The organism is Pseudomonas sp. Irchel s3a12, from assembly GCF_900187485.1.
In the GTDB taxonomy this organism is placed as follows: domain Bacteria; phylum Pseudomonadota; class Gammaproteobacteria; order Pseudomonadales; family Pseudomonadaceae; genus Aquipseudomonas; species Aquipseudomonas neuropathica.
Genome location: NZ_FYDN01000016.1, coordinates 1 through 25,301, shown reverse-complemented (window position 1 = coordinate 25,301; position 25,301 = coordinate 1). Strand labels below are relative to the sequence as shown.

General features: G+C 59.6%; 18 protein-coding genes. 6 read left to right on the top strand and 12 right to left on the bottom strand.

The features are described 5' to 3' along the window. Nucleotides 1-143: 143 nt before the first annotated feature. From CKW14_RS24255 to tpx, 7 genes are all read right to left on the bottom strand, one after another. Complete coding sequence (locus tag CKW14_RS24255) at nt 144-890, bottom strand: SDR family oxidoreductase (protein ID WP_064587387.1); 747 nt, start codon at nt 888-890, stop codon at nt 144-146. Between the two features lie 180 nt (nt 891-1,070). Beyond that, nucleotides 1,071-3,152, bottom strand: a complete 2,082-nt coding sequence (locus CKW14_RS24250; protein ID WP_095050719.1) for a bifunctional diguanylate cyclase/phosphodiesterase — start codon at nt 3,150-3,152, stop codon at nt 1,071-1,073. Between the two features lie 343 nt (nt 3,153-3,495). Continuing rightward, on the bottom strand, nt 3,496-4,968 hold the full coding sequence (locus CKW14_RS24245) for an efflux transporter outer membrane subunit (RefSeq protein ID WP_095126255.1): 1,473 nt from the start codon (nt 4,966-4,968) through the stop codon (nt 3,496-3,498). Then, the gene (locus CKW14_RS24240) at nt 4,965-8,072 is read right to left on the bottom strand and encodes an efflux RND transporter permease subunit (RefSeq protein WP_095050717.1); all 3,108 of its coding nucleotides are present in this window, start codon (nt 8,070-8,072) and stop codon (nt 4,965-4,967) included. The genes CKW14_RS24245 and CKW14_RS24240 overlap by 4 nt, the downstream gene beginning before the upstream one ends. 142 nt (nt 8,073-8,214) lie before the next feature. After that, a complete protein-coding gene (locus CKW14_RS24235) occupies nt 8,215-11,316 on the bottom strand; it encodes an MdtB/MuxB family multidrug efflux RND transporter permease subunit (RefSeq protein ID WP_095050716.1) in 3,102 nt (1,033 codons plus the stop codon). Continuing rightward, complete coding sequence (locus CKW14_RS24230) at nt 11,313-12,620, bottom strand: MdtA/MuxA family multidrug efflux RND transporter periplasmic adaptor subunit (RefSeq protein WP_095126254.1); 1,308 nt, start codon at nt 12,618-12,620, stop codon at nt 11,313-11,315. The genes CKW14_RS24235 and CKW14_RS24230 overlap by 4 nt, the downstream gene beginning before the upstream one ends. A gap of 175 nt (nt 12,621-12,795) precedes the next feature. Continuing rightward, nucleotides 12,796-13,296: a thiol peroxidase gene (gene tpx / locus CKW14_RS24225; protein WP_007914372.1), complete on the bottom strand. Its 501-nt coding sequence runs from the start codon at nt 13,294-13,296 to the stop codon at nt 12,796-12,798. A 343-nt stretch (nt 13,297-13,639) separates the two neighbouring features. On the opposite strand from tpx, the gene CKW14_RS24220 reads away from it, so the two are divergent. Further along, a complete protein-coding gene (locus tag CKW14_RS24220) occupies nt 13,640-14,065 on the top strand; it encodes a YciI family protein (RefSeq protein ID WP_095126253.1) in 426 nt (141 codons plus the stop codon). 441 nt (nt 14,066-14,506) lie between these two features. Here CKW14_RS24220 and CKW14_RS24215 read toward each other — a convergent pair whose 3' ends face one another. After that, nucleotides 14,507-14,875 carry a DUF6124 family protein gene (locus CKW14_RS24215; protein ID WP_095050713.1) on the bottom strand — a complete coding sequence of 123 codons (369 nt, stop codon included), beginning with the start codon at nt 14,873-14,875 and terminating at the stop codon, nt 14,507-14,509. A gap of 641 nt (nt 14,876-15,516) precedes the next feature. On the opposite strand from CKW14_RS24215, the gene CKW14_RS24210 reads away from it, so the two are divergent. Then, entirely contained in the window at nt 15,517-17,145 is a 1,629-nt protein-coding gene (locus tag CKW14_RS24210) for a J domain-containing protein (RefSeq protein WP_095126252.1), read from the top strand. Further along, nucleotides 17,142-18,137 carry a DUF3829 domain-containing protein gene (locus CKW14_RS24205; protein WP_095126251.1) on the top strand — a complete coding sequence of 332 codons (996 nt, stop codon included), beginning with the start codon at nt 17,142-17,144 and terminating at the stop codon, nt 18,135-18,137. The genes CKW14_RS24210 and CKW14_RS24205 overlap by 4 nt, the downstream gene beginning before the upstream one ends. Nucleotides 18,138-18,186: 49 nt before the next feature. Here CKW14_RS24205 and CKW14_RS24200 read toward each other — a convergent pair whose 3' ends face one another. From CKW14_RS24200 to CKW14_RS24185, 4 genes are all read right to left on the bottom strand, one after another. After that, nucleotides 18,187-18,861 carry a DUF3313 domain-containing protein gene (locus CKW14_RS24200; RefSeq protein WP_093433003.1) on the bottom strand — a complete coding sequence of 225 codons (675 nt, stop codon included), beginning with the start codon at nt 18,859-18,861 and terminating at the stop codon, nt 18,187-18,189. A 635-nt stretch (nt 18,862-19,496) separates the two neighbouring features. After that, on the bottom strand, nt 19,497-20,471 hold the full coding sequence (locus tag CKW14_RS24195; protein WP_095126250.1) for a hypothetical protein: 975 nt from the start codon (nt 20,469-20,471) through the stop codon (nt 19,497-19,499). A 219-nt stretch (nt 20,472-20,690) separates the two neighbouring features. Continuing rightward, nucleotides 20,691-21,170: a DUF934 domain-containing protein gene (locus tag CKW14_RS24190; protein WP_095126249.1), complete on the bottom strand. Its 480-nt coding sequence runs from the start codon at nt 21,168-21,170 to the stop codon at nt 20,691-20,693. Continuing rightward, nucleotides 21,167-22,837 (bottom strand): nitrite/sulfite reductase, encoded by a 1,671-nt coding sequence (locus CKW14_RS24185; RefSeq protein ID WP_095126248.1) that lies wholly within the window; start codon nt 22,835-22,837, stop codon nt 21,167-21,169. The genes CKW14_RS24190 and CKW14_RS24185 overlap by 4 nt, the downstream gene beginning before the upstream one ends. Before the next feature lie 339 nt (nt 22,838-23,176). Between CKW14_RS24185 and ccoN the strand changes: the two genes are divergently transcribed. The 3 genes from ccoN to CKW14_RS30580 all read left to right on the top strand — a co-directional run. Beyond that, on the top strand, nt 23,177-24,604 hold the full coding sequence (gene ccoN / locus CKW14_RS24175) for a cytochrome-c oxidase, cbb3-type subunit I (protein WP_095050758.1): 1,428 nt from the start codon (nt 23,177-23,179) through the stop codon (nt 24,602-24,604). A gap of 18 nt (nt 24,605-24,622) precedes the next feature. After that, nucleotides 24,623-24,841 (top strand): CcoQ/FixQ family Cbb3-type cytochrome c oxidase assembly chaperone, encoded by a 219-nt coding sequence (locus tag CKW14_RS24170; RefSeq protein WP_095050707.1) that lies wholly within the window; start codon nt 24,623-24,625, stop codon nt 24,839-24,841. A gap of 331 nt (nt 24,842-25,172) precedes the next feature. Beyond that, on the top strand, nt 25,173-25,301 hold a 129-nt coding region (locus CKW14_RS30580; protein WP_371857757.1), incomplete at its 3' end, for a transposase.

The window sequence follows — 25,301 nt, the reverse complement described above, 5'->3', positions numbered from 1 at the left end:
GTTGCTGACTGCACTGGCCCCATCGCTGGCAAGCCAGCTCCCACAGTGTTCTATGTCACCGCGTATGTTGTGTACGACACAGAAACCTGTGGGAGCTGGCTTGCCAGCGATGGGGCCGGATCAGGCAACACAAATCCCAACGATCAGCGCCCGCCACCCAAATCAACAAATGTCCCGGTCGCATAAGAAGCCTTATCCGACAACAACCAGACAATCGCCTCCGCCACTTCATCCGGGCGCCCGCCACGGGCCATCGGAATCGCCGACTCGAGCTTGCTGACCCGATCCGGATCGCCGCTCAAGGCGTGGAAATCGGTATAGATGTAACCCGGGCGCACCGCGTTGACGCGAATCCCCTCGCCCGCCACTTCTTTGGACAAGCCAATGGTGAAGGTGTCGAGCGCACCTTTGGAGGCCGCGTAATCGACGTATTCGTTGGGCGAACCGAGACGCGCGGCCACCGACGACACGTTGACGATGCTGCCACCCTGCCCGCCGTGCTTGGGCGACATGCGCAGGATCGCGTGTTTGGCGCAGAGAATCGGCGCCAGGACATTGGTTTTCATGATTTTGAGGATGCGGAATTCGGACATTTCGTCGACCCGCGATTTGTGTCCGACAGTGCCGGCGTTGTTCACCAGCGCGGTGACCCGGCCCAACTCGGTGTCGACCCGATGGAACAATGCGATCACTTCGTCTTCGATGCTGACGTCGGCACGCACGGCGATGGCCTGGGCGCCCAATGCGCGAACTTGCTCGAGCACGCTTTGCGCAGCTTGCTCATCCGACTGATAGTTGATGCAGATCCGATAACCTTGCTCGGCAGCCAACAGCGCCGTAGCGGCGCCAATCCCGCGCCCGCCACCGGTGATCACAATGACTTTATCCATGCTGGCCTTTCCCCCAAATGCACACGTAACAGTCGGGGGGAAGAATAACCGCCATTGGCGGGTTTTGCATGAGGTCTGTTGTGTCGGGCCGGACGCCTTCGCGAGCAGGCTCGCTCCCACAGGGGTGTGCATTCCAAATGTGGGAGTGAGCTTGCTCGCGAAGAACGATAACGCGGTCGATCAGACCGCCGCTGACTGCTCACTGCGCGCAATATCCTGCATGAATTTTTCCGCCGGCATCGGATGCCCGAGCAGATAACCCTGCAACGAATCACAGCCCAGTTCAGTCAGAAACGCCTGCTGCACACCGGTCTCGACACCTTCAGCGACAATGCGCAAACCCAGTGCCTGCCCCAACGCGACAATCGCCGAGACAATCGCCGCATCATCGCTGTCATGCTCCAGATCGCGCACAAAACCGCGATCAATCTTCAGCTCATTGGCCGGCAACCGCTTGAGGTACATCAGGCTGGAATAACCGGTGCCGAAGTCATCGATCGACAGGTCGACGCCCATGTCCGACAGTTCCTGCAACACCATCATGCTCGCATCGGCATCGCTCATCGCTGTGGTTTCGGTGATTTCCAGGGTCAGGCTGTTGGCCGGCAAGTGGTGAGTAGCCAACGCCTTGGCCACGCTGCGCACCAGTCCCGTGTGGCAGAACTGCAACGCCGACAGATTCACCGCGATACGCCAATCGGTGTAACCGAGCACGTACCATTCGCGCATCTGGCGGCAGGCTTCGTTGAGCACCCAGTCGCCGATCGGGATGATCAGCCCGGATTTTTCGGCCAGGTCAATGAACTTGTCCGGCATCAGCATGCCGTGAATCGGGTGTTGCCAGCGCAACAGCGCTTCAGCCCCGACCGGGCGGCCGTTGGCGGCGTCGAACTTGGGTTGGTAATGCAAGCTGAACTGGCTGTGTTCCAGCGCCGCGCGCAGGTCCTGCAACAACTGCAACTGCTTGCGCGCGTTGTTGTTCATCGACGCATCGAAAAAGCTGTAACCGTTTTTGCCGCCGCCCTTGGCGTGGTACATCGCCGCGTCGGCGTTCATTAGCAATTCCTGCGCGGTCTGGCCATTGCCCGGGTACAGGGCGATGCCGACGCTAGCGGAGATCTGCAAGTCATGCTCGGCAACGCGGAATGATTGTGCGATCAGACCGACCTGACGCGCCGCCAGTCCCAGCGCATCATTGGGTTCGCTGAGGCGCACCAGTAACACGAATTCATCGCCACCGATCCGCGCCAGCGTGTCGAGGCTGCGCAAGTCTTCACGCAGACGCACGCCGACTTCGCGCAACAACTGATCACCCATGTGATGACCGAACGCATCATTAACCGGTTTGAAGCCGTCCAGATCGATGAACATCAAGGCAAAGCAGCCGCCCTGCTCGTTGACCTTTTTCATCGCCTGATTGATCCGGTCGTCGAGCAACATGCGATTCGGCAGGCCGGTCAGGGTGTCGTGCAAGGCCAACTGCGTGAGTTCACGGTTGGCGACGGTCAACGAATGCGCCAGATCGGCAGTGCGCGCTTCAAGCCGTGCGTCGAGGATCGAGGTGAGCAAGGCAATCGACAGCACCGCCAGCGTGGTGATCAGCACCAGGCTGTCGAGGCCGTTGCCCTTCAAACCGCTGACGGTGGCACCGCAGAAACTGCCGTCTGGAAATTGCGCGGCGGCCATGCCGGTGTAGTGCATACCGACAATGGCGATACCCATGATGACCGCTGCGCCGCCGCGAATCAGGCGCACATACGGCGAGTGCTTACGCAGGCGAAAGGCAATCCACAGCGCCGCTGCCGACGCGCCGACCGCAATCAGCAACGAAGCGCCGAACAGCGTCGGGTCGTAGTCGATCCCCGGCGTCATGCGCATCGCCGCCATGCCGGTGTAATGCATGGCACTGATCCCGGCGCCCATGATCAGCGCACCGAAGGCCAGTTGCAGAACCGGCAGTTTCGGCTGGCTGACCAGCCACAAGGCGAACCCGCAGGACAACACGGCAATCAACAGTGAGAGCGCGGTCAGGGTGATGTCGTAGCCAAGGTCGATCGGCAGTTTAAAGGCAAGCATGCCAATGAAATGCATCGACCAGACGCCGATGCCCATGGCAAACGCACCGCCGGCAGTCCAGAAATGCACCGCGCGGCCCTTGGCCGTGGCAATGCGACCGGTGAGGTCGAGCGCAGTGTAGGAAGCAAGAATCGCCACGCACAACGAAATAAAAACCAGGGTGGAGGAATAACTACCGATGAGCATGGGATTTCTCGTGGCCACCCAACGCGGACTGCGTCCATTCTCGGTCGGGCAAATGCGGCGATTGTACTGATTGCACAGAAGAACGCACTGACAAAGTGAGCAATTGGCCATCAAGCCGATGAAACGCTTGCTTGATTGTTCGGTAAGGCTCTGGAGTGGGCCTTTCTGCAGCTTGCGCAACTCACTGTGGGAGCGAGCCTGCTCGCGAATAGGCGCGTTGATCGTTCCCACGCTCCGCGTGGGAATGCAGCCCGGGACGCTCCGCGTCCCTTCAAAGCCAAACGCGGAGCGTCCGTTGAGGCATTCCCACGCAGAGCGTGGGAACGATCAGTGAAGCCAGCCTTCAGCGGGTGTTATCACTTACATCCAGTTGCCCATCCCAACCGCCGCCCAGCGCTGCGATGAGTTGCACGCTGGCAATCAAGCGGCTTTGCAGAATGTTCAGCACATTGCGCTCATTGCTCAACGCTGTCGCTTGCACCACCACCACATCGATATAGGCAATCAACCCGGCCTTATACTGGTTTTCCGTCAGGCGCAGGGAGTCGCGGGCCGCATCGAGGGCTTCCTGGCGCACCGCCGCTTCGTCTTCGTACACCTTGAGTTGCACCAGGTAGTTTTCCACCTCGCGGAAACCGTCGAGCACAGTCTGGCGGTACTTGGCCACGGTCTGGTCGTACACCGCTTCGGTGCGGTCGACTTCTGCCGAACGAATGCCACCGTCAAACAGCGGCAGCGCCAGTTTTGGCCCCACCGACCAGAAGCGGTTCGGCAGGCTGACCAGGTTCTGCGAGGTACTGCTGCTGTAACCGCCGCTCAGGCTCAGGCTCAGGTCCGGGTAATACGCCGCTTTGGCCACGCCGATATTGGCGTTGGCGGCAATCACCGAACGCTCCGCCGAAGCGATGTCCGGACGCCGCTCAAGCAACTGCGAGGGCAGGCTCAACGGCACCTGCGGCAGCTTTGGAATGGTCTGTACTTCGGCAATGTTGAAGTCCGCCGGCGCCTGCCCGGTCAGCACGGCAATGGCGTTTTCGAACTGCGCGCGCTGCCAGATCAGGTCGACCAGATCAGCCTGGGTGCTTTTCAGTTGCGTCTGCGCCTGCGCCACTGCATCACGCCCGGAAACCCCGGCGCGGTACTGATTCTGGGTCATTTTCAGCGAACGTTCGTAAGCGGCAACCGTGGCTTCGAGCAGGCGTTTTTGCTGATCGATCACGCGCAGTTGCAGGTAGTTCTGCACCAACTCCGACTGCTGGCTCAGGCGCATGGCGGCCAGATCGGCAAAACTGGCCTGAGCACTGGCCTCATCGGCTTCCAGACCACGGCGCAATTTGCCCCAGACATCGGCTTCCCAACTGACGCCAAGTTCGGCGTTATAGGTGTCGCGGATGCCACTGGAGGAACTGCTCAGGCTCGAACTGCTGCTGCCGGTGCCCTGACTGGAGCGGGTCTTGCCCAGGCTCAAGTCTACTTTGGGATAAAACGCGCCACGGGCACTGCGCACCAAGGCCTGAGCCTGGCGGTACTGGGCTTCCGACTGCGCGACGGTCTGGTTGGAATTGTTGAGTTTTTCGATCAGCCCGTTTAGCTGCTGATCGCCATACAACTCCCACCACGCACCACGGGCCAGCGAGTCGCTCGGGTTGGCCTGGGTCCAGCCAGCGGCTTCCTTGTACTGGGTGATTTCAGCGGTTTGCGGACGTTGATAGTCCGGGCCGACGGCGCAGGCACTGAGCATCGCCACGCACAGTGACAGACTCAGCAAGCGCGAGCCCCGAACAGTGGCCAGATTGATAAGCGAACGGTCAGTCATAGCGGAGTTTCCAGAGCGGCGTCAGTACGCACGCCACGCCATTTGTTGAAACGATGGCGCAGCTTGTCGAGATAGAGGTAAACCACAGGCGTGGTGTAAAGCGTCAGCACCTGACTGAAGATCAGCCCGCCGATGATGGTGAGGCCCAGCGGCTGGCGCATTTCCGCGCCCTCGGCCCGGCCGAGCAGCAATGGCAAGGCACCGAGAATCGCCGCCAGCGTAGTCATCAGGATCGGTCGTAGCCGTTGCAGACAGGCGCTGCGGATCGATTCCAGCGGGGTAAGGCCCTGATGCCGTTCCAGTTGCAGCGCAAGGTCGATCATCAGAATGGCGTTTTTCTTCACCACGCCAATCAGCAGGAACAGCCCGAGCAGCGAGATCAGGCTGAACTCGCCGCCCAGCGCATAGATCGACAGCAACGCACCGACACCGGCCGACGGCAGGGTCGACAGAATCGTCAGCGGATGGATGTAGCTTTCATACAGCACGCCCAGCACCAGATACACCGCCAGCAACGCGCCGAGAATCATGAACGGCTGGCTCTTCTGCGTCGCGGCGAAGGCGTCGGCAGTGCCGGCCATTTTCGCGATGACGTCTTCCGGCAGGCCGAGCTTGGCAATCGCCCGCTCGATCGCGGCACTGCCCTGCTCCACCGTCACGCCTTCGGCCATGTCGAAGGAAATGTCTTCGGAGGCGAACTGGCCTTCGTGGCTGACGCGGTCGTCTTCCAGGCTGTTTTCGTAATGAGCGAACGTCGACAGCGGCACCCGCGCACCGTCAGCGGTGATCACCTGCACTTGCTTGAGCGTCACCGGATCCTGGGCGTATTTCGGATTGACCTCCATCACCACCTGATACTGGTTGAGGCTGTCGTAGATCGTCGAGATCTGCCGCTGGCTGTAGGCGTTGTTCAGCACCGCCGTGACCATGTTCATGTCGACACCGAGGCGTTTGGCCTGGTCGCGGTCGACAATCAGCGTCACTTGTTGCGCCCCGGCGCCTTCTCGGGCATCAATGGCGGTCAGTTCGGGCAGGGCTCGCAATGCCGCGACCACTTTCGGGAACCATTTACGCAACTCGCCGAGGTCGGCGCTTTGCAGGATGTAGCTGTATTGCGAACTGGTCTGCTCGCGACCGCCGCCAAATTGCAGATCCTGGTCGGCCATCAGCATCAACTGCGCACCGGGCACTTTGGGCATTTCCTTACGCAGACGCTCGATGACTTTCTGTGCCGACAGTTGCCGCTCCTTGATCGGTTTTAGACGCACAATCATGAACGCGTTGTTGGTGCCGTTGCTGCCGCCAATGAACCCGGCGACGCTTTCCACTGCTTCGTCCTTGAGCACCGCGCGGCGGAAGATTTCCATTTTCGGCTGCATCACGCTGAACGACAGGCCGTCGTCGCCGCGCACAAAACCGATCAACTGGCCGGTGTCCTGCTGCGGCATGAATGTTTTCGGCACCACCACGTACAGCGCGACGTTGACGCCGACGGTGATCAGCAGGCTGAGCAACGTCAAGCGCCGGTGACGCAACACCCAATCGAGGCTGGTGGCGTACTTGCCGACCATCCAGTCGTTGGTGCGGCGGCTCCAGCGTTGCAGGCGATTTTCCTGCCCCGGCGTGTGCGGCTTGAGCCAACGGGCGCAAAGCATCGGCGTCAACGTCAGCGAAACCACCAGCGATACGACGATGGCCGCCGCCAGGGTGATGGAAAATTCGCGAAACAGACTCTCGACAATCCCGCCCATAAACAGGATCGAGAGGAACACTGCGACCAGCGAAACGTTCATCGACAGCAAGGTAAAACCGACTTCCTTGGCCCCGAGGTACGCGGCCTGCATCGGTTTGACGCCTTCGTCGATGTGCCGCGAGATGTTCTCCAGCACCACGATGGCGTCGTCCACCACCAATCCTGTAGCGAGGATCAGCGCCATGAGCGAGAGGTTGTTCAGCGAGAAACCGTAGAGGTACATCACCGCAAAGGTGCCAACCAGCGACACCGGCACGGCCAATGTCGGAATCAGCGAGGCGCGGAAATTACCGAGGAACAGGAATACCACCAGAATCACCAGCGCCACGGCAATCAGCAAGGTCATCTCGGCTTCATGCAGCGTCGCCTTGATCACCGGCGAGCGGTCCATGGCCAGATTCAGCTTTACGCTGGCCGGCAACACCGCTTGCAAGGCCGGCAGTTGCGCCTTGATCTCGTTGACCGTCTCGATGATGTTGGCGCCAGCCTGGCGGTTGATCACCAGCAGCACCGCCGCGTCATCGTTGAAGAAGCCGCTGTTGTAGCGGTCTTCAACGCCGTCGCTGACCTTGGCCACGTCCTTGAGGCGCAGCGCGGCGCCGTCGGCGTAGTGGATGATCAGTGACTCGTAATCCTTGGCTTTCTCCAACTGGTCATTGGCCTGGATCTGCCACAGGCGTTGACCGTCCTCGACCGAACCCTTCGGCCGGCGTACGTTGGCATCGGCGATGGTCTTGCGCACATCGTCGAGCGCTACACCGTACTGGTTCAGCGCCTGCGGTTCGAGCTCGATGCGCACCGCCGGCAGCGAACTGCCGCCGATCTGCACTTCACCGACGCCCTGCACTTGCGACAGGCTCTGGGACAGAATGGTCGAGGCCAGATCGTAGAGCTGGCCTTTTTCCAGCACATCGGAGGTCAGCGACAGCACCATGATCGGTGCCTGCGACGGGTTGACCTTCTTGTAGGTCGGCATACTGCGCATGCCGCTTGGCAACAGATTGCGCGAAGCGTTGATCGCCGCCTGCACTTCCCGCGCGGCACCGTTGATGTCGCGGTCGAGATCAAATTGCAGAATGACCCGGGTCGAACCCTGACTGGAGCGGCTGCTCATGGTGTTGACGCCGGCGATTGCGCCGAAGGAACGCTCCAGCGGTGTGGCCACGGTGGACGCCATGACCTCCGGGCTCGCGCCGGGAAGGCTCGCCTGCACGACGATCACCGGGAAATCCATTTGCGGCAGTGGCGAAACCGGCAGCAGGCCGAAGCTGACACCGCCGAGCAGCATGATCGCCAGGCTCAGCAGCATCGTCGCGACCGGGCGCTTGATGAAAGGACCGGAGAGGTTCATTGACCGCGATCCCCAACGTCACACCAATCCCCTGTAGGAGTGAGCCTGCTTGCGATAGCGGTGTGTCTGTTTACATTGATGTTGCAGGTGCCGGCCTCATCGCGAGCAGGCTCACTCCTACAGGGGTTATGTGTTCGGACAGTCATACCGACACCTCTTCGGCATCCGCATTAGTCTTGCCAAAGCGCCGGCCGAGGCGGTCGAAATACAGGTAGATCACTGGCGTGGTGAACAGCGTCAGCACCTGGCTGACCAGCAAACCGCCGACCATCACCAGACCCAGCGGCTGACGCAATTCAGCACCTGAGCCCGTGGCGAGCATCAACGGCACCGCACCAAACAGCGCCGCCAGCGTGGTCATCAGAATCGGCCGGAAGCGCAACAGCGCCGCCTGATAGATCGCCTGTTCCGGCGCCATGCCTTGCGTGCGCTCAGCATCGAGGGCGAAGTCGATCATCATGATCGCGTTTTTCTTGACGATACCGATCAGCAAGATGATGCCGATGATCGCGATCATGCCCAGATCATTGCCGCTGAGCAGCAACGCCAGCAAAGCACCGACGGCCGCCGACGGCAAGGTCGAGAGAATGGTGATCGGGTGAATGTAGCTCTCGTACAGCACGCCCAGCACGATGTACATGGTCACCACCGCCGCCAGAATCAGCAGCAAGGTGCTCGACAGCGAAGCCTGGAACGCTTCGGCCGCGCCCTGGAACTGGGTCTGCACGCCGACCGGCATGCCGATGTCCTTCTGCACCTGTTCAATGATGTCGACCGCATGCCCCAGCGCCACACCGGGCGCGAGGTTGAACGACATCATTACCGCCGGGAACTGGCCAATATGGGTGATCGCCAGTTGCGCCTGACGCTCCTCGATATGAGCCAGACTCGACAGGCGTACCTGCGCGTCATCGGTGGTCTTGACGTGAATCTGGTCCAGCGCCTGCGGGCCGATCTTCTCTCCGGCCTGGGCTTGCAGCACCACGCGGTACTGGCTCGCCTGGGTGTAAATAGTCGAGATCTGCCGCTGGCCGAAAGCGTCATAGAGCGCATCGGTGATGTTCGCCACCGAAACACCAAGGCGTGAGGCGGCATCGCGATCGATCACCAGATAAACCTGCAGGCCCTTGTCCTGCAAATCACTGGCAACGTCGGTCAATTCCGGACGTTGTGCCAGCGCTTCGACCAGTCGCCCGCTCCACTGGCTGAGCAGTTCGGAATCCGGCGAGGACATGCTGAACTGATACTGGGTCCGGCTGACACGGTCTTCGATGGTCAGGTCCTGCACCGGCTGCATGAACAGGCGGATGCCGACCAGTTTGTCCAATTGCGGTTGCAGGCGCGCAATCACTTCAGTGGCGCTTAGATCGCGATCGCCATGGGGCTTGAGGTTGATCAGCAAGCGGCCGCTGTTGAGCGTGGCGTTATCGCCGTCGACACCGATGTAGGACGACAGGCTCTGCACCGCCGGATCTTCAAGAATGATTTTCGCCAGTTGCTGCTGACGCTCGCCCATCGCCGCGAAGGAAATCGATTGCGGCGCTTCGGAAATGCCCTGAATCACCCCGGTGTCCTGCACCGGGAAGAAGCCCTTCGGCACCACCATGTAAAGAAACACGGTCAACGCCAGTGTGCCGATAGCCACCAGCAAGGTCAGCGGCTGATGCTTGAGCACCCAGCGCAGCATCCGACCGTACTCGGCGATCATCCAGTCGATGACAGCGCCGCTGGCACGGTAGAAACGGCCTTGCTCGTGTTCTTCAGGTTCACGCTTGAGCAGACGCGCGCACATCATCGGCGTCAGGGTCAGCGAGACCACCAGCGAAATCAGGATCGCCACGGCCAGGGTGATGGCGAACTCGCGGAACAGCCGCCCGACCACGTCGGCCATGAACAACAGCGGAATCAATACTGCGATCAGCGATAGGGTCAGGGAAATCAGGGTGAAACCAATTTGCTTGGCACCTTTGAGCGCGGCCTGCATCGGGCTGTCGCCCTCTTCGATGAAACGCGCAATGTTCTCGAGCATGACGATGGCGTCGTCGACCACAAAACCGGTGGCAATGGTCAGCGCCATCAAGGTCAGGTTGTTGACCGAGAAGCCGGCCAGATACATCACGCCGAAAGTGCCGATCAGCGACAGAGGCACGGCCACCGACGGAATGATCGTGGCACTGGCGCGCCGCAGGAACAGAAACGTCACCATCACCACCAGGGCGATGGCGATCAGCAATTCGTGTTGCACGTCAGTGACCGAGGCGCGGATGGTCTGCGTGCGATCCGTCAGCACCGTCACTTCGAGGCCGGCCGGCAGGTTGTCGGTGATGCTCGGCAGCAGCGCCTTGATGCGGTCGACCACTTCAATGACGTTGGCACCCGGCTGACGCTGGATGTTCAGCAATACCGCCTGATTCTGGTTGGCCCACGCAGCGAGACGTTCGTTCTCGGCGCCATCGACAATTTCCGCCACGTCCTTGAGCCGCAACGGCGCGCCGTTCTTGTAGGCGAGGATCAGGTTGGCGTAATCCTTGGGCGAGGTCAGTTGGTCGTTGGCGTCGAGCATCGACACCCGCGTCGGGCCGTCAAAGTTGCCCTTCGGCTGGTTGACGTTGGAAGCACTGATCAAGGTGCGCACGTCCGCCAGGTTCAAGCTGTTGGCCGCCAACGCTTCCGGGTTGACCTTGATGCGCACGGCCTGACGCTGGCCGCCGGCAATGCTGACCATGCCGACGCCGCTGATCTGGGCGATTTTCTGCGCCATGCGCGTATCGACCAGGTCATTGAGCTTGGGCAGCAGCATGGTTTTCGAGGTAATCGCCAGGGTCAGGACCGGGGTGTCCGCCGGGTTGACCTTGTTGTACACCGGCGGTGCCGGCAAATCGGTGGGCAGCAGATTTGTCGCGGCGTTGATCGCGGCTTGCACCTGCTGTTCGGCGACGTCCATGTTGATGTCGAGGCTGAAACGCAGGGTCAGCACCGACGCACCGCCGGAACTGGTCGAGGCCATTTGCGTCAAGCCCGGCATCTGCCCGAACTGCCGCTCGAGCGGTGCAGTCACGGCACTGGTCATCACGTCCGGGCTGGCGCCGGGATACAAGGTCATGACACGGATGGTCGGGTAATCAACCTGTGGCAGCGCCGATACCGGCAGCAAGCGATAAGCGATCAGGCCGGCCAGAACAATGGCCAGCATGCTCAGGGTGGTGGCTACCGGTCGGAGGATGAACAGCCGCGAAATGTTCATGCGCCCTTCTTGGCCTTGTCGGTGACAGCAGCGTCAGTCGGGGTGGCGGCAGATTTGCCTTGCAGGTGTTCGGTCGGGGTGGTCGGCACTTGATTGCTGTCGTTGACCACTTCCACTTCACTGCCCTCCTTCAGACGGTCAGTACCTTCCAGCACCACGCGGTCGCCGGCAGCCAGGCCTTCGGTGACCACGGTGTTTTCGCCATCACTGGCGCCGATCTTCAATTGGCGAATGGTGACTTTCTTGTCGCCATCCAGTGCATAGACGAAGGTGCCGTTGGTGCCGAACTGGATGGCCGCCGACGGTGCCAGCACCACGCCTTTCAGCGTGTCAGCGAGCAAGTGAACGTTGACGAACTGGTTGGGGAACAGCGCCTGATCACGGTTATCGTAGCGGGCCTTGAACTTCAAGGTGCCGGTGGCAACGTCGATCTGGTTGTCGAGGCTTTGCAGAACGCCGGTGGCTTGCAGTTTGCTGTCGCCGCGGTCCCACGCCTCCGCCGGCAGCTTGGCGCCGCTGCGATAGCGGGCGAGCACGGTTTCCAGGCTGTTTTCCGGCAAGGTGAAAGCCACACTGATCGGTTGCGTCTGGGTGATCACCGCGAGGGACGTGGTGTCGTTGGCGGTCACCAGGTTGCCGACGTCGACCTGGCGCAGGCCGACACGACCGGCAATCGGCGCGCGGATCTTGGTGAATTCGAGATTGAGCTTGGCGTCGTTGACTGCGGCCTGGTTGGTCTTGACCGTGCCCAGATACTGACCGACCAGCGCTTCGGCGGTGTCCAGCGTCTGTTTGGCGATGCTGTCCTCTTTGTACAAACCGCGATAACGCTCGACGTCGACCTGAGCGTTTTTCAGTTGTGCCTGATTCTGCAGCAGAGTGCCTTCGGCTTGCAGCAAGGCGTTCTGGTACGGGCGTGGGTCGATCTCGGCCAACAGGTCACCGGCCTTGACCATCTGCCCTTCTTCGAAATTGATCTTGACCAGCTCGCCGCCCACCCGGCTGCGCACATTGATGGTGTTGAGCGCGGTCACCGTGCCCAGCGCCTTGTAGTACAGCGGGAAGTCGCCAGTAACCGCCGGCGCCACGCGCACCGGAATCGGCCCGGTGCCGCCTCCGAAGCCCGGCCGCATCATCCCCGAACGCCCGGTGTGCCCGGCCGCCGCCTTGTCAGCGCCCTCTTTGTGGGCTGAACCGGCGGGCCAGAATTTCCAGCACAGGACGGCGATCACCAACAAGACCAGCAGGCTGATCAGCCAGCGACGGGAGTTACGAGGGGACGATTGCATGGAGTCATTAACCATTGGGCGCGTGGGCTTCTTTTACGGGAGGCTGAACGATAAGCACTGGTGGGGAATTAGCAAAGCAGCTTTACCGGCAATTTACTTACACCTTACGTTTCAAGGTGTGAGGCAAAACACTGATACACAAATGAAAACGGCCTGGACAGGGCCAGGCCGTTAACAATTGTAAAAGCGCTTACTTGAGAACGGACAGTGCCGCTTCGTAGTTAGGCTCTTCAGCGATTTCCTTGACCAGTTCGCTGTGCAGGACGTTGTCGTTTTCGTCCAGCACCACAACGGCGCGAGCGGTCAGGCCTTTCAGCGGGCCGTCGGCGATGGCTACGCCGTAGTTCTCGATGAACTCGGCACCGCGCAGGGTCGACAGGTTTTGGACGTTTTCCAGACCTTCGGCGCCGCAGAAACGCGCTTGGGCGAACGGCAGGTCAGCCGAGATGCACAGCACCACGGTGTTGGCGATGTCGTTGGCCTGAGCGTTGAACTTGCGCACGGAAGTGGCGCAGGTCGGGGTGTCGACGCTTGGGAAGATGTTCAGCACTTTGCGCTTGCCGGCGAAGTCTTTCAGGGTGACGTCGGACAGATTGCCGGCAACCAGAGAAAAGGCTGGCGCCTTGGAACCGGCTTGTGGCAACTGGCCGTTGACTTGAACCGGATTGCCTTTAAGGGTGACTTGAGCCATGACTTGAGTCCTTCTGATGTTTTGATTGGAAAGCATGCAAGAGGCCGAAGTTAACCACGAAATGGTCCGACGACCTATGCCCTGTTTGGAAATTGTTGGGTGCCTGCGCGAAAAATTGTATACAAAACCACAACCATCCCCCTGTAGGAGTGAGCCTGCTCGCGATAGCGGTGTGTCATATACGCAAATGTTGAATGACACATCGCTATCGCGAGCAGGCTCACTCCTACAATTAGATCTGCGGTGTGAAAAATTCTCCGCACTTTTACCAGAGACCCTGTCGATTCAAGTGTGGCCCGTTCGACTAAGCAATGAATCCCACCAAACTCACGGAGTAACCGCCATGCGCTTCATGATCCTTGTCAAAGCCAGCGCCGATTCGGAAGCCGGCATCATGCCCAGCGAAGAGCTGATCACCGCGATGGGCAACTTCAACGAAGAACTGGTCAAGGCCGGCATCCTGATCGATTGCGATGGCCTGCACCCGAGTAGCAAAGGTGCTCGCGTGCATTTCTCCGGTGACAAACGCACGGTCATCGACGGGCCGTTCATCGAAACCAAAGAACTGGTGGCCGGCTACTGGATCTGGGAAGTGAAATCAAAAGAAGAAGCCATCGAATGGGTCAAGCGCTGCCCCAACCCAATGTCAGGCGATTCTGATATTGAAATCCGCCAGATATTTTCTGCAGAAGACTTCGGCGCTGAGTTCACCCCTGAAGCGCGTGAGCAAGAAGAACGCGTTCGCGAACAGGCCAAGAAAAACGGCTAAACCGGAGATCCTATGTAGGAGCTGCCGAAGGCTGCGATCTTTTGACCTCAAAAAGCAAAGTCAAAAGATCACAGCCTCATTTCATTCGACAGCTACAGAATCGATCACTCGGGCATAGAGCGGATCTTGATGGTTCCCACGCTCTGCGTGGGAATGCCTCAAGGGACGCTCTGCGTTCCAGCTTGCGAATTTGACGCAGAGCGTCAAGGGCTGCATTCCCACGCAGAGCGTGGGAACGATCATTCAACAGAGATCAGTTATTGAGCTCGACGTGATCCTGGGCTTGATTCACCGCGAGTTCACCCAGCATGACGACCTGTGCGATACCCAGTGCAGTGGGAATGCCTCAAGGGACGCTCTGCGTTCCAGCTTGCGAATTTGACGCAGGGCGTCAAGGGCTGCATTCCAGTACAGAGCGTGGGAACGATCATTCAAGGGAGATCAGTTCTTGAGTTCGACGTGATCCAAGGCTTGATTCACCGCGAGTTCCCCCAACATGACGACCTGTGCGATCCCCAATGCAGTCTTGCGCTGCGAGGTTTCCAGCGAGGCGGCGAAGTTCATCAGCATTTCGCTGGCCGAGCCGAGGGTTTCGCTGGCGTTGGCGAGCAGGGATTCAGTGTTGTACCTGGGATTGGCGAGGTACATGGGTTCCGGCTCGTTGGCGCTGGACATGATATGGGCGCTGGGGTTGAGGTAGAAATCGAGCGCGCGGTCGGCGGCTTCGTGGAGTTTTTTACTGTCGACTGAGGCGTAGGGGGATGTGGTGTCGGCGTCTGATTCTGGGGGATTGGGTGTTGGCTTTTTCATGGTGTAACTCCACTGGAAAATTGGAGCTGCCCCATTCGGTTTCCGGACGAAGAGGTGGCAGCTGTACGCAGGTTGGAAACCCGGGCAGCGGCGACCCGGACGACCCGAAGGTCCCCCGCGCACAGCCGCCATAACGGAGTGCACACATTCGAAGTGCGCAAGGATACGTTATGAAAGGCGTGTACGCGCCACTAATACCCGTCGGGGTTTCCAGTCCCGGTCGCTGATTTGGCAGCGACGAACACAGGCTAGAGACCCGACGTCCGACGGACAACCTGAAAACCTTGTGGGAACGTTCCGCAAATTCCAAACAACGTTTAAACATCCCGAATTGAAATACGCATATGTAGGAGCAGCCGAAGGCTAGAGCCGCGATCGGACGAACCTTTGATTTTGCATTTAAAAAACACGATCAAAAGATCGCAACCTCGTGTCACTCGCCAGCTCTTGTTGCCAGTGCGCCGTCCGCTTGCAGGGTAGTTGGCGGGTGATGCCCGGCAACGGCGGCAACCCGTACTGCCGCTGGTTTGTCGGCCAATAAGCAACAGCTGAGGACTTTTTCACGCGAAACAGGTAGGGTGCGCAAAATCAAAGTGCCATCACTGGGCCGCGTCGCAGGTTTTCATGGAGTTGTACACGCAATGAGTTGCTGGACCGTCCTTGGCCTTACGGCCGACGCCGATACGCGCAGTATCAAACGCCAATACGCTGCCCTGCTCAAACAGACCCGCCCGGACGAAGACGCCGAGGGCTTCCAGCGCCTGCGTGACGCCTATGAGCAAGCCCTGAATTACAAGGAATGGGCGCAGGCCAGCGAGGACCACGGGGCTGATGAAGACGCCTGGGATTTGACCGGTCTGACCGTAGTCGAAGTCGATGCCTTGCAGCAGGCGACGCGCTCGCTGGCCGACACCAGCCTTGCACAATTGCAACAGCGCCATGCCCTCGCCGTTGAGCAGGGTTGCGCGCATATCCTCGAAGAGACCCTGCTGCAGCATTGCATCGAGCACCCGGATACATCGGCGCCGATGGTCGATTGGGCGGTGCAGACGTATCACTGGTTCAGTGCCTGGCAGCGGCTGGAACTGGACGAGGAATCCATCGAACATTTGCTCGATCACCAGCGGGAACGCATGACTCGACCGCTGCGTGATGCCCTCGAACGTGAGGACAGTGCGGCCTTTTTGCAGGCCTATGCACAGTGCGCGCAATACCTCTGGCTCGACGCTGAAGTGCACCGGCAGTGGTTCAACCTGTTCCTCAGTCGATTGCTACTGGACTGCGAATACTGGTCTTCCGCTATTTTCGAGCAGGTTTGTGCGGGCCAGGGCTGGCATTCTGGCCCGGCCAACCGTTGCCCGAAAGATGAATGGAAACGTCTGGTCGCGCGCCATGAAGCTCCGATTTTTATCGCGCAACAGCGTCAACTCGCCGAAGAGCCGCCCGCCACCGCCGAACACCGCGCCGCCCGCCTGCTGCTCGGTACTGGCCCGTTCAGCCAGCGTCGAGCATTGGCCCGGCGCCTGCGTGAGAAAGATTGGGAGCATTGCCGACATTTGAGTTCGGCGCTGTATGCCAATCATCCGAAGGTCTGCGCGGAATTGCCCGGTGGCACCGCGTTTTTCTGGCGCGACTGGGAACTGAAACGCGGCGAATGGCCGACCTACGTTGGCGTGGTGCTGGCCTGCCTGATCGGTGCATTTACTCATTTCATCCCGCTGGGGCTGCGCGTCACCGGGCTGATCAATATCGTCATGACCTCAACAATCGTGTTTGGCGTGATCGCTGCGGGCATCAACTGGCTGACGCACGAACTGGCGCACACCCATTGGCTGCTGGATGACCGCCTCAGCGCGCGGTTGTGGCCGGGTTTTGCCAAGGACGCTGCGCCGTTCGGCGTACTGCGCGATCTGATTCCCTGCGCATTGATGGTGGCCGGGCTCACCTGGTTTTTCGGCCCCATCGCTGGCGTCGTCTATGCCGCGACACTGGCCTGCGTGGGTTTGATCCGTCGCCGTCAGGTCAAACCACACACGTCCTGGGAAAAGACCAACCTGCCGGTGAAAATCGGCCTGACGCTACTTGGGGTTGTCGCCCTGGTGCTGGTGCTGGGCGTGTTCAAAGTGGCCGCCAGTCAAGGCACGGTCAATCGCAATCAGGGCCTGCAACCCTGGGCGGAGCGTTTGTGTAGCCGGTTGCCGGCGAGTTCTTTCGATTGCGGCGCTCCCGCCACCCGTGAACAGTGGTATCCCGCGGAGGCACGGCCATGACGTCGAGATTCATGTTTGTCAGCGGCGTAGTGGTCGTTCTGGTGGTGATGGGGCTGTCGAGCGCGACCCGGCCGTTCCTGAAGCTCGATCTGTGGCTTGATCAGCGCGACTCAGTGGTGACCGCACAGGCCAATGCGTTGAGTCCGATCATTGCATGCGTCAACCGTGTCGATGTGCACTGGCGCAACGCCTACGACAAATTCGAGCGTCCGCGACCAGCAGGTAATGCATTCGATAGTTATCTTGCTGAGGCTCGGGATTTCGACAACACGGATGCGTACACCGTGCATGACATCCAAAAGGATCTCTGCCTCAGTCATATCAACGAAAAACTCGAACTCTTGGCCTATCAGCCAGTGCTTTCGCAAAAAGTCCGTGACTACGCGCAAGCACTGCAGGGCGCGGCGGTGATCTTTACGCCGGAGCGACTCGACAGAAGTGCGAACTTTTATGCCACGCCGCTCGCCCGGTTGTCACAGGGCTCGGGGCAAATCCAGGCCGCCAGCAATGCCTACATCAACGCATCGACAGCCTTGCGAGAGGAACTGCTGCCACTTGATGTGGCACAGCGCTCCGAGCAGCTCAAGCTGCTGGAAGCGCGGGTGGGCAGGGAGATTCATTGGTCTCTGCTGGCGTACATGATGCAAGCCCGGGAGACATTGGAGCTGCTCGAAGACGGGATGAAACACCGCACCCTGACCCCGCAAGCCGTGGCCGATACCACCGCCGATCTGCAACAGGCGTGGAATCGTCGCGCGCCCTTCATCGCTCTTCGCGAGGGTGGATTTCGAAACAAGGACGATGACGCGCGGGAGCTGTGGCGGCACATCAGTGCGCCAGCGCAAAGCTATCTCGACGCGCTGAACACCCTGCATAAGGACTGGCAGAACCACGCCGAACCGCAACGCTTGAGCGACGATTACTACGCCGTCACCCATGGCTACGACGCCCTACTCAGCCAATACAACCGCCAGGCACGCGCCAATTTCTGAGGGTGTGCACAGGCCGGACGGTCCTCGCGGACAATCCGGCCTCGTACGCTTACTTGGCTTTCTTGAGCTTAAGATACGACTGACGCAGGTCCGAGGCCCAGCCATCAATGACGGGTTTGACGTCATTGGTGCTCATTGCCTGCGAATCATTTTCCAGTGGCTTGCCGGTGCCTTTGCGCACCACTTGCGCGACGACCTTATTATTCGCGCCATCGAGGAACACCGCTTCGGTGGCCAACGTAGTTTCCTGATCACGAATACCGCTGGCGGTGCTGACCGCAGCGGCGACCAACGCAATCGGAATTACCTCGTAAGCATGCAGGCCTTCGGTGGAGCTGCTCACGGCGGTGATTGCCGCACGCACCACAATCACGCCCGGGCCAGGACCGGTGGCCAACGGCAAGTCTTTGCCGATCTCACGCTTGAGCGCCTGATCGTAGTAGGAAGTGATGCCATTGAGGGTTTGCTGGGAGATTTTCGCGGTCGGTTGCGGTTTCGGGTAGAGCTGAGTCGGCTCGATGTACACACTGGTGAATTTCCTGACGTCGACCTTCGGATCGATCCAGCGCATCACCTCGGCACCGGACGGGGATTTGGCCTCCTTGAGCTGGCTGTAGTCTTTGAGGAATCCTGAGTACTCTTTCGGGTCGACGGTTTTGCTGGAACAACCCACCATTGCGACGGTGGCAATGCACAGAGTGCCCATCATCACTGCTAGCTTCATGCTGTAACTCCTGTCAGAAGGCCGAAAAACTTTGCCCGGGGGAATTACAGGTATAGCTAAAACTTCAGTAATTGCGATTGCACAGCACAATATTCACGCAAGGCTGCGCGGAGGATCACAAGCGTCATTTGAAAGACGTCGAGCATCCGGCAGCGCTGCATCGAGCTCTTGGCCATTGGTGAGCTTCAAGAATCCGCTGCACTGGAACAAGCTGAGCTAGAACGCCCGCAAGTGCTGTTGCAGGGGTGGAAGAAGATGAACATGGGCGATCCGGCGCTTAAGTGACGGGCTGGAAATTGTCTTCCCTCACCCTAGCCCTCTCCCAGAGGGAGAGGGGACCGATTGGGGGATATTCAAGAGTTCCGCCGACTTGAGCGAGTGCCTTTGAATCCATAATCGACTCGGTCTTTCACGTCGGTGCAGGACGCCAGACAACTCGGTCAGTCCCCTCTTTCAGAGGTAAATAGAGGGGACCGATTCGGGATGATTCGAGAGATACACCGACGTGACCGGTTGGCTTTGAATCCATAATCGACTCGGTCTTCCACGTCGGTGCAGGACGCCAGACACCTCGGTCAGTCCCCTCTCCCTCCGGGAGAGGGTTAGGGTGAGGGGCTTTTCAGGGGTTCACCCCGTTACCAGGACGAAGTCTCACCACTGCGCAACGCCATCTCCCGCCGACTGTTGATGTGCATCGCCTTGATCAAGGACACCGTGCCCACCAGCAAAATCGCCGCCCCCAACAGGAAGTCGATGTTGTACAGCTGGAAGTCCTGCACCGGCCCGATCAGCAGCACCCGCACGATCGCGGCGCCCAACAGCGTGGCAAGGAAGTCGATCCCCGGTTCATTGCGGTAAAACACCAGCAGTAACGGCAGGCACAACACCAACAGCAGCAACAACACCACCACCTTGAACGAACCTTTGCGCTCGACGCTGAAGGCACATTCGTGCGGCCCGTACGCCTTGTAATCCTCGTCGCGGATCATCGAGGTTTTCTCGTTGATGTAGTCGATGCGGTTGTACTTCTGGATCGGCGTGAAGGTGTTGGACATCTCCATCAACGTGGTGATGTTCTTGAAGCGCAGGTCGATGCGCTCGCTACCCTTGAGGTAATAAAGCACCGGCTTATAGCCGTAGCGATAGCTGTCGAAAGGGAATTCGGTGACCTGACCCTGGACACCGATCGGCCGTGGTTCAAGTTCGGCGTAGGCACTTTTATTGGTGGCGGAAAGGTTGCGGCTCAGCGGCTGCACCTTGACCTGCTCAAGGAAGATCGGCGTGACGCCGTAGGACCATTGCAACGGTTCCAGACGCAGACGCAGTTCGTTGCGGCTGAGGTCGTAACGGTTGAAGGTGCGTTCCGAAACCACCAGGGAACCGCTGAGCATGAACTCGCCGCGCAGGTTGTTGGTGACGCGCAAGGTCAGTTGGTCCTTGCCCAGCAACGCCGCTTCCGTGGATGGCGGCGTGCCGCACCACGCGGTGCTTTCGCCGACACCGCCGAGTTGGCCGTCGCGGTTTTCCTTGAATACATAAAAGTAACTGGCCCACAGCGTCACCATTAACAGCAACGCTGTGAGGCCGAGGATTTTTTTGCCCGGACTCACTGATCAGACTCCCTTCTTCGGTTCCATCGTCCAGCCGAAAACCCGCTGGCGACGGCGACTCTACCAAAAGGCCACCACTCACCCAAGGGAAAATGCCCGATTCAGGAGGTTTCTAGGGGTTTCCCCGGTGTACTTCGAAGAACAAAAGATCGCAGCCTGCGGCAGCTCCTACACGGGATCCACTGTAGGGGCTGCCGCAGGCTGCGATCTTTTCAAGCGTCAGCGCCGCCGGAACAGCGGGCGTGGTTCGATGACTGAGCGGCCGTAGAGCACGCTCATTCCGGCCAATCCTTTCAGCGCATCCTCAGCCGATTTGTCCTCACGCACCGCGAAACTGTCGAACCCGCACTGGCGCATATGGCTGAGCTGATCACGCAAGACATCGCCAATCGCGCGCAACTCCCCTGCCCAGCCGAACCGGCTGCGCAGCAGATAAGCCTGGCTGTAAGCACGCCCGTCGCGAAAACTCGGAAAATCCAGTGCAATCAGCGGTAACGAGGCCAGCCACGGCACCAGACTTTCAACCTCATCATCCGGGCCAAGCCACACCGCATGAGTCGACGGTGATTCCAACCAGTGCGTCAGCGGCAACATCAGCAAACCTGCAGGCCTTGGCGTCGATGGCTCACGCACTAGCGTCCACGGATCGTCCGTCACTATTCGCGCTACGCCCTGCTCCAGCCGCAACAAATTATTCATACCGCCTCCAGCGTTTTCGGATAAACCCGCTCTTTGAACGGCTCCAGGCCAATCCGCGCGACGGTGTCGACAAACAGTTCCTCGTGCTCGCGATAGCGCACAAACGTACCGATGATCCGCTCGATCACCTGCGGCACTTCCGCAGCACTGAACGACGGGCCGATGACTTTGCCCAATGCGCTGTTTTTGCCCTGGGCGCCGCCGAGGGTGATCTGATACCACTCGCTGCCGTTCTTATCGACGCCGAGGATGCCGATATTGCCGATGTGGTGGTGACCGCAGGCGTTCATGCAGCCAGAGATGTTCAGGCTGATATCGCCCAGATCATGCAGGTAATCGAGGTTGTCGAAGCGTGCCTGAATCGCCTGGGCAATCGGGATCGATTTGGCGTTGGCCAACGCACAGAAATCGCCACCGGGGCAGGCAATGATGTCGGTGAGCAGGCCGACGTTGGCGCTGCCCAGGTCGTGTTTGCACGCCAGTTGCCACAACGCATAGAGGTCGGTTTTCGGCACATCGGGCAAGACGATGTTCTGCTCATGGGCGATGCGAATCTCGCCAAAACCGAAACGCTGCGACCAGTCGGCCACCGCCAGCATCTGCACAGCGGTGACATCCCCCGGCGGCGCCGCCATGCCCGGTTTGGTCGACAGCACCACGCTGGTGTAGCCCGGCACCTTGTGCGGCTGCACGTTGCGCGCGACCCAACGGGCAAACGCCGGGCTTTCGGCCAAGCGCGTGCCGAAGTCCAGATCGGTGTCGGCCAGGGTGTGATAAACCGGCGGCACGAAGGCGCTGGCGACCCGCTGATATTCGGCTTCGGTCAACTGCGCCGGGCCGTCCTTGAGGTGTTGCCATTCCTCTTCGACTTCCTTGGCGAACGCCTCGATGCCTAGCGCCTTGACCAGAATCTTGATCCGCGCCTTGTACTTGTTATCGCGCCGACCGTGACGGTTGTACACGCGCAAAACCGCTTCGACGTAAGACAGCAAATGCTGCCACGGCAAGCCTTCGCGGATCTGCAAACCGAGAATCGGCGTGCGCCCCAGACCACCGCCGACGATCACTCGCAGAAGCATCTGCCCATCGCGGCCGGGGTAAAGGTACAGACCGATGTCGTGCATCATGATTGCCGCGCGATCCTGCTTCGCCGAGCAAATGGCGATCTTGAATTTGCGTGGCAGAAACAGGAATTCCGGGTTGATCGTCGACCACTGCCGCAGAATCTCGGCCAATGGGCGCGGGTCGATCAACTCGTCCGCCGCGACCCCGGCGAACGCCTCGGTGGTGATGTTGCGCACGCAGTTGCCGGAGGTCTGGATCGCATGCATGTTGACCTGCGCCAGACGTTCGAGGATGTCCGGCACGTCGCTCAGTTCGATCCAGTTGAACTGCATGTTCTGCCGCGTAGTGAAGTGACCGTAACCACGATCGTAATCGCTGGCGATGCTGGCCAGCGTGCGCATCTGTTCGGCGCTCAAGGTGCCGTAGGGAATCGCCACGCGCAGCATGTAGGCGTGCTTCTGCATGTACAGGCCGTTCTGCAGACGCAGCGGCAAAAACTCCTCTTCGCTCAATTCCCCGGCCATGAAGCGCTCGACCTGATCGCGAAACTGCGCAACACGCTCGAACACCAGCGCCCGGTCGTAATCATCGTATTGATACATGCCTGCCACCTCATCAGTTATTCCTGTGGGAGCGAGCCTGCTCGCGAATGCGGTGTGTCAGGCAACTGCATTGTTGGCTGACACACCGCATTCGCGAGCAGGCTCGCTCCCACAGTTTTCTTCAGAGCACTATGACGAAGCAGCGCAGCGCGTTACAGATTCACCTGAACTCATAAAAACCATATCAGGGCGCGGCAGAACGCCGCAGTCAGCCCTTTAATCTGATCCGCATAAATCAAAGATTCCTGAGCCTGTTTTGTTTCTGACGGGGTTTCTACAGTGCAACTCATGCCAGACCGGGTGGCCTGGCAAGACTTTGCAACCGTGGATGAACTGACCATGAGCACAGCAACAATCGGACAGGCTTATAACTACAAGGTCGTCCGCCAATTCGTCATTGCCACAATTTTCTGGGGTGTGGTGGGCATGGCGATGGGCGTGTTGATCGCCTCGCAACTGGTGTGGCCAGAGATGAATCTGGACCTGCCGTGGACCACCTTCGGCCGACTGCGACCGCTGCACACCAGCCTGGTGATTTTCGGTTTCGCCGGCAGCGCGCAATTCGCCGCCAGCTACTACGCAGTGCAGCGCACCTGCCAGGTGCGGCTGTATTCAGACAAACTCGCCGCGTTCACCTTCTGGGGCTGGCAATCGGTGATTGTGGTCATGCTGATCACCCTGCCGCTGGGCTACACCACCACCAAGGAATACGCCGAGATCGAATTCTCCGGCGCGGTGTGGATGGCTGTCGTCTGGGTCGCTTACGCCATTGTGTTTTTCACCACCGTGGTGCAGCGCAAGACCAAACACATCTACGTCGGCAACTGGTTTTTTGGTGCGTTCATCCTGGTGATCGCCATGTTGCACGTGGTCAATCACCTGTCGATTCCGGTGGACTGGTTCAAGTCGTATCCGGTGTATTCCGGCGCCACCGATGCGATGGTGCAGTGGTGGTACGGGCACAACGCGGTGGGTTTCTTCCTGACCACCGGGTTCCTCGGCATGATGTATTACTTCGTGCCGAAACAGGTCAATCGGCCGGTGTATTCGTACCGGTTGTCGATTGTGCATTTCTGGGCGCTGATCACCCTGTACATCTGGGCCGGGCCGCACCATTTGCATTACACCGCGCTGCCGGACTGGGCGCAGTCGCTGGGCATGGCCATGTCACTGATCCTGCTGGCGCCGAGCTGGGGCGGGATGATCAACGGCATGATGACCTTGTCCGGCGCCTGGCATAAGTTGCGCACCGACCCGATCCTGCGCTTCCTCGTGCTGTCGCTGGCGTTCTACGGCATGTCGACCTTCGAAGGGCCGATGATGGCGATCAAAACCGTCAACGCCCTCTCCCACTACACCGACTGGACAATCGGCCACGTTCACGCCGGCGCGTTGGGCTGGGTGGCGATGATCACCTTCGGTGCGACTTATCACATGGTGCCCAAAGTGTTTGGCCGCGAGCAGATGTACAGCACGCCGCTGATCAACCTGCACTTCTGGCTGGCGACCATCGGCACGGTGTTGTACATCGCCTCGATGTGGGTCAACGGCATCACCCAGGGCCTGATGTGGCGGGCGATCAACGAGGACGGCACGCTGACCTATTCATTCGTCGAGGCGCTGCAGGCCAGTCATCCGGGGTTCATCGTGCGCTTTGCTGGCGGGGTGTTCTTCCTTACCGGGATGTTGCTGATGGCCTACAACGTGTGGCGTACGGTGCGGGTGGCCGACGTTGCACTGGCGCGCAGTGAAGCGCAGATCGCCTGAGGCTGGGAGCCGCTCGTGATGGAGATTTTCTTTGATGTGTTGGGCGTGATGTTTCTTTGGCTGGCGGTTGAGTACTGCTTGCGACGGGAGACGGCGGACAGCCTGGATGAAGCGAGTATGGTGCCGTTTGCCGATGATCCGGAGGTGGCGCGGCGGGTGGAGCTGGCTACCGGGAAAACCGTGAAAGCGGTGGCGCCGGAGGTGGCGAAGCCGGGGTGGGTGAATCTTGATATGTGAGGGGTGTCAGTCGGGCAGCCCTCACCCTAGCCCTCTCCCAGAGGGAGAGGGAACTGACCGAGTTGTTTGTTCAGGGCACGTCGACCTGCAATATCTAAGGTGAATGCAATCTCACAAACAATGAAGATCGGCTCCCTCTCCCCCTGGGGGAGAGGGAACTGACCGAGTTGTTTGTTCGGGTTACGCCGACTTGAAATATCTAAGGTGAATGCAATCTCAAAAACAACGAAGATCGGCTCCCTTTCCCCCTCACCCCCTGAGGTAGAGGGAACTGACTGATCTGGCTTAATGATTCTGGACACCCCTAAAGGGCGTTAATCTACGCCCAACGATGAGGTGTGATTTGACCAGACGATATTTTTCGACAGATTTCAAACGGGATGCGGCTTGCCTGGTTTTGGATAAAGACTATTCGGTGAGTGAAGCCTGCGAAGCAATGGGCGTGGGCCCTACAGCTCTG